Consider the following 6,150-nt stretch of genomic DNA (forward strand, 5'->3'; position numbering starts at 1 on the left):
CGCCACCGCCCTGCCCACCCCGCGTCCGGCCCCTGCGGGGGGCGCCGGCACGGAGACGGCCGGCACGGAGACGGCCGACGCCGGGGACGCCGGGGCGCCGTACGTGCTGCCGTTGTCGGCGGGGAGCGAGGCAGCGCTGCGGGAGCAGGCGGACCGCCTGGCCCGCTGGCTGGAGGAGCGGCCCGGCACCAGGCTCGCGGACGTCGCGCACACCCTCCAGACCGGCCGCGCCGAGCTGGACCACCGCCGGGCCCTGATCTGCGCCGACGCCGCCGAGGCGGTGGGACGGCTGCGGTCCGCCGGCGACGGCCACCGCGTCAAGCGCCGCCCGCGCGTCGCGTTCCTGCTGCCCGGCGTCGGCGACCAGTACGCGGGCCTCGGCAGGGAGCTGTACGCCACCGAACCCGTCTACGCCGAGACCGTCGACCAGTGCGTCGAGCTCGTGCGGCGGCGCTCCGGCGTGGACCTGCGCCCCCTGTTCTTCCCCGAGGGCGACACCCCCGGCCGCGGCGGCGACCTGGCCGCCCTGCTCGGCAGGACGGGCCAGACCCGCGACGCCCACGACCCGCTCGACCAGGCCGCGATCGCCCACCCGTTCCTGTTCACCGTCGAGTACGCGCTCGCCCGCCTCCTCGGCCACTGGGGCGTCACGCCCGACCTGCTCGTCGGCTACAGCCTCGGCGAGTACGTCGCCGCCTGCCTGGCCGGGGTGTTCACCCTGGAGGACGCCCTGCACGTGGTCGTCGAACGCGCCCACCTGATCAGCGCGGTGCCCGCCGGCCGCATGGTGGCGGTCGCCGCCCCCGAGGACCGCGTCCTGGACGTGCTCGCCGGCACGGGCGCCGAGGTGGACGTCGCCGCCCGCAACGGGCCCGCCATGACCGTGCTCAGCGGCCTGCCCGCCGAGATCGAGGCCGCGACCGGCGCGCTCGCCGCCACCGGCCTGGCCTGCCGCCCGCTGCGCTCCGCGCACGCCTTCCACTCCACGCTGCTGCAGCCCGCCCGCGAGAAGCTCGCCGCCGTGCTGGACGGCGTGACCCGGCGCCCGCCCGCCATCGGCATCGTCTCCAACCTCACCGGCCGGCCGCTCACCGCCGACGAGGCCACCAGCACCTCCTACTGGGCCGACCAGCTCGTCAGCACCGTCCGCTTCGCCGACGGCGTACGGCACTGCCTGGAGGCGGACGTGTCCGCGTTCGTCGAGCTCGGCGCCGGGCAGACGCTCGGCGGGCTCGTCCGGCAGAACCTGACCGGCGGCCGGACCGCCGTCCTCGGCACGCTCGCCCCCCACTGGAACACCGGCGGCGAACCGCACGACGACCTCATCGCCACCTGCGCCACGCTGTGGGAGCTCGGCGCCCCGGTCGACTGGGACGTCGCCAGGCCGGGCCGCGGCCACGTCCTCGACCTGCCCACCTACCCCTTCCAGCGCACCCACTTCTGGCCCGAGCCCACCCCGGCCGGAGCGCCCGTGCCTGCCCCCACGGGCGTCACCGCCGGGCAAGCTCCTGCGGGAACCGGCCACGCCCCCGCGGGCCGGTCGGCCGCCGACCCGGCCGACCACCTGTTCGTCCCCGCCTGGCGGCGCGACCCGGCCGCCGCCCCGCTGCCCGCCGGTCTGCCCGCCGGGCTTCCGCTGCCCGGCCCGCTCGTCGTCTTCGCCGACCCGGAGGGCGCCGGCGGCGCGCTCGCCGACCTCGCCGCCGCGTCCGGCACCCACGTCGTCGAGGTCGTCCCCGGCGCGGGGCCGCACCGCGACGGCCGCCGCCTCACCATCGACCCGGCGGCCCCCGGCCAGTACGCGGACGTGTTCAGCGGGCTCGGCGACGGGCCCGTGCACGTGGCCCACCTGTGGAGCCTGGCCACCCCCGCCGTGACGGGTGACGACGACCTGCGCGCCGCCGTCGGGCACGGCTTCGACAGCCTGATGCTGGCCGTACAGGCGCTGGGGGAGCGGCCCGCCCGGCTCCTCACCGTCACCCGGGGCGCGGCCGACATCCTCGGCGGCGACGCCACCGCGCCCCACCAGGCGCTGTCCCACGGGCTCGGCCGCGCCGTCCGCCACGAATACCCGAACCTCACCTGGAGCGGCGTCGACCTCGACCCCGACACGCCGCTCACCGCCGCGAACCGCGCCGCTGAAACCGCTCCCACCGGGGTCGCGCGTCAGCTCGCGGCCGAGTTGCTCATCGAGCCCGGCGCGGGCGACACACCCGAGTCGGCCGACCCGCTCACCGGCTGGCGCCGGGGCTGCCGCTGGATCCGAGGCTGGACCCCGATCCCCGCCGGAACCGAGGCGCCGCAGTCAGAGCAGCCGGGGCACCCGGGGCAGCCCGGGCAGCCCGTGTGGCGGGCCGACGGCGCCTACCTCATCACCGGCGGCACCCGCGGCCTCGGCATGGCCCTGGCCCGCCATCTCGTCCGGGCGGGCGTCCGCCGCCTGGCCCTCCTCGCCCGCACCCCGCTCCCCGACGGCGACGCCGACATCGCGAGCCTGACGGCCCAGGGCGCCGAGGTGCTGCCGCTGACCGCCGACGCGGGCGTACCCGGCGAGCTGCGCGCCGCCCTGCGGCGGGCCCGCGAGCACTTCGGCGGCCTGCACGGCGTCATCCACGCCGCCGGTCTGCCCGCCGGTGGGCTCCTGCAGCGGCGCACCACCGCCGAGGCGGCCCAGGTGCTCGCCCCCAAGGTGCACGCGATGGGCCCGCTCGCCGAACTCGTCGGCCCGGAAACCCCGGAGGAGGACCGGCCCGAGCTGCTCGTCCTCTACTCCTCGGCCGTCACCGCGTTCGGCGGCATCGGCGAAGGCGACTACTGCGCCGCCAACACCCTGCTCGACGCCTACGGCCAGGCCCTGGCCGCCGCCGCGCCCACGACCCGCGTCGTCACCGTCGCCTGGGGCCCCTGGCAGCACGACGTCTGGCAGTCGGAGAACCTCAAGAGCGCGGGCGGCCTCGCCGACCGCGTCGCCGCCTACCGCGCCCGGTACGGGTTCGCCGACGACGCCGGATGCGCGCTCCTCGACCGGATCGTGGCCGGCGGCCACGGCAGCGTCATGGCCGTCAGGCAGCCGCTGCGCGAGGTGCTGGACGCCTGGTCGAGCATGCTCGACCTGGACGGCCTGCTCGCCACGGCCGCACCCCAGGGCGAACGCTTCCCCCGACCCCGGCTCCGCACCGACTACGCGCAGCCCAGGACCGAGGCCGAGGCCAGGATGGCCGACCTGTGGGGCGCCTACCTCGGCATCGACGGCGTCGGCGTGCACGACCCGTTCTTCGACCTCGGCGGCAACTCCCTGACCGGCATGGCCATGGTGCTCGCCATCGAGAAGGACCTCGGCCGCCCCATCGCGCCCGCGGTGCTGTACGAGCACCCGACCGTGGCCGCGTTCACCGCCGCACTGGACGGCGGCGACCAGGGCGCGCAGGAGGCCATCTCCACCAGTTCCGCACGGGGGCAGCGGCGGCGCCGGGCCCGTTCCAGCAACCGGAAATGAGGACCCAAGACGTGATCGACGACATCGAAGGCGCCGGCACCGACATCGCGATCGTCGGCATGTCCGGCCGATTTCCCGGGGCGCCCGGCGTCGCCGAGCTCTGGTCCGCCATCCGCGCCGGGGACTCGGGGATCACCCGGCTCACCGACGACGAACTGCGCGCCGCCGGCGTCCCCGCCGACCTCCTGGACGATCCCGCGTACGTGAAGGCGGCGCCCGTCATCGACGGCGTCGAGGAGTTCGACGCGGCGTTCTTCGGCGTCAGCCCCAAGGAGGCGCAGATCCTCGACCCGCAGCACCGGCTGTTCCTGGAGCACAGCTGGTCGGCGCTGGAGGACGCGGGCTGCGACCCCCAGCGGTTCGACGGCGCCATCGGCGTGTTCGGCGGCTGCGCCCACAGCTCCTACATGCAGAACAACCTGCTGCCCAGCGGCATCACCGCCGTCATGGGGGAGCTGGCCGTCGGCCTGGCCAACGACAAGGACTCCCTCACCACCCGGGTGGCGCACACGCTCGGCCTCACCGGCCCGAGCTACGGCGTGCAGAGCTACTGCTCCACCTCGCTCGTCGCCGTGTGCGCCGGCGCCTCCAGCCTGGCCGGCTTCGAGTGCGACCTGGCGCTGGCCGGCGGCGTCGCCGTCAACGTGCCCCACCGGGTCGGCTACCTCTACCAGCAGGGCGGCATCGCGCCGCCCGACGGCCTGTGCCGCGCCTTCGACGCGCGCGGCCTCGGCGCCCCGCTCGGCAGCGGCGTCGGCGTCGTCGCGCTGCGCCGGCTGGAGGACGCGCTCGCCGACGGCGACCAGATCTACGCCGTCATCCGGGGCTGGGCGGTCAACAACGACGGCGGGCGCAAGGTCGGCTTCACCGCCCCCGGCGTCCAGGGGCAGGCCGCCGTCATGGCCGAGGCCCTGGCCGCCGCCGATCTCGCCCCGGCCGACATCGACTACATCGAGGCGCACGGCACCGGCACCGCGCTCGGCGACGCCGCCGAGCTGGCCGCGCTCCAGCAGGTGTACGGCGGCCAGTCGCTGCTGATCGGCTCCGTCAAGCCCAACGTCGGCCACCTGGACCGGGCCGCCGGCGTCACCAACCTGATCAAGGCGGCGCTCGCCCTGCGCCACGACGAGATCCCGCCCACCCTCCACCTGTCGGAGCCGAACCCGCAGCTCGGCACCGGCGAGGCCCAGCTCGACGTCGTCACCCGGCTGCGCAGCTGGCCGCGCGAGGCCGGTCGCATCCGCCGGGCCGGGGTGAGCGCGTTCGGCATCGGCGGGACCAACGCCCACGTGGTGCTGGAGGAGGCGCCGCTCGTCCCCAGGACCGAGGAGGCGCCGCGCCCCGAACCGCTGATCTGGTCCGCGCGCACCGCCGCTGCCGCCGACGAGATGACCGCCCGGCTCGCCGCCCACCTCGCCGGCGGCGGGCAGGAACTCCGGCTCGCCGACGTGGCCCACACCCTCCAGGCCGGGCGGCAGCAGTTCGGCCACCGCAGGATGCTCGTCGCCTCCTCCGCCGCCGGGGCCGCCGAGGCGCTGGCCGGCGGGGCCGCGCTCGGCCGCGCCGAGAACCGCGCCGACCGGCCCGTCGCCTTCCTCGTCGCGGGCACCGGCGAGCAGTACCCGGGCATGGCCGCCGACCTGTACGCGAGCGAGCCCGTCTTCCGCGAGGTGCTCGACGACTGCCGCGCCCGGCTGCGCCGCCTGATGGACGGCACCGACCCGCTCACCGGCCTGCTCACCCCCCGCCCCGCCGGGACTCCCGCCGACGGCGGGCTCGGCGCGCTGCTCGGCCGCACGCCCGAGGCCGCCGCCACCCCCACCGAGGTGCTCCAGCCGGCCCTGTTCGCCGTCGAGTACGCGCTCGCCCGGCTCGTCCAGTCGTGGGGCGTCCAGCCGTCGGCGCTGGCCGGCTACAGCCTCGGCGAGTACGTGGCCGCCTGCCTGGCCGGCGTCCTCACCCTGGAAGGGGCGCTCGCCCTCGTCGCCCACCGCGCCCGCCTCATCGGCGAGCTGCCCGAAGGCGCCATGGCCGCCGTGCCGCTGGCCGCGGACGACGTCCTGGCGCGCATCGGCCGCGCCGGCATCACCGGCGTCGGCGTCGGCGCCGTCAACGGCCCCGAGCTCACCGTCCTGTCCGGCGAACCGCAGGCCGTCGCCGCCGTCCGCGCGCTCCTGGAGGCCGACGCGGTGCCGTGCCGGCCGCTCGCCACCACCCACGCCTTCCACTCGGCGATGATGGAGCCGCTGCGCGACCGGCTCACGGCGTGGATCGCCGCCAACGTGACCCTGCACGCGCCCCAGATCCCGTACGTGTCCAACGTCACGGGCGAGCTCGCCACCGCCGAGCAGGTCACCGACCCCGGCTACTGGGCCCGGCACATGTGCGAGCCCGTCCGCTTCCACGACATGCTGCGCACCCTCCTGCGGCAGGAGGGCGAGCCCGCGCTCCTGGAGATCGGGCCCGGCCAGTCGCTGGGCGCCATGGCGCGCGGCCACGCCGACTGCCCGCCGGACCGGTGGCCGCTCGTCGTGGCCACCCTGCCCGGCGCCGCCGACCCCCGCCCCGCCCAGGCCGTCCTCGCCGAGGCGGCCGGGCGGCTCTGGCTGGCCGGCGTCCCCCTCGACTGGGCCGGCTACCGCCAGGACCGGCCC

General features: G+C 77.1%; 2 protein-coding genes. Both read left to right on the top strand.

Annotated features, from left to right (window positions below):
* Nucleotides 1–3,496, top strand: a 3,496-nt coding sequence (locus ADY59_RS46115) for an SDR family NAD(P)-dependent oxidoreductase (protein ID WP_049577339.1), incomplete at its 5' end; no start/stop codon positions are given.
* The coding region (locus ADY59_RS46120; protein WP_049577341.1) for a type I polyketide synthase at nucleotides 3,493–6,150 on the top strand (2,658 nt) is incomplete at its 3' end. The genes ADY59_RS46115 and ADY59_RS46120, both read left to right, overlap by 4 nt.

This window comes from Nonomuraea sp. SBT364 (assembly GCF_001083785.1).
GTDB lineage: Bacteria > Actinomycetota > Actinomycetes > Streptosporangiales > Streptosporangiaceae > Nonomuraea.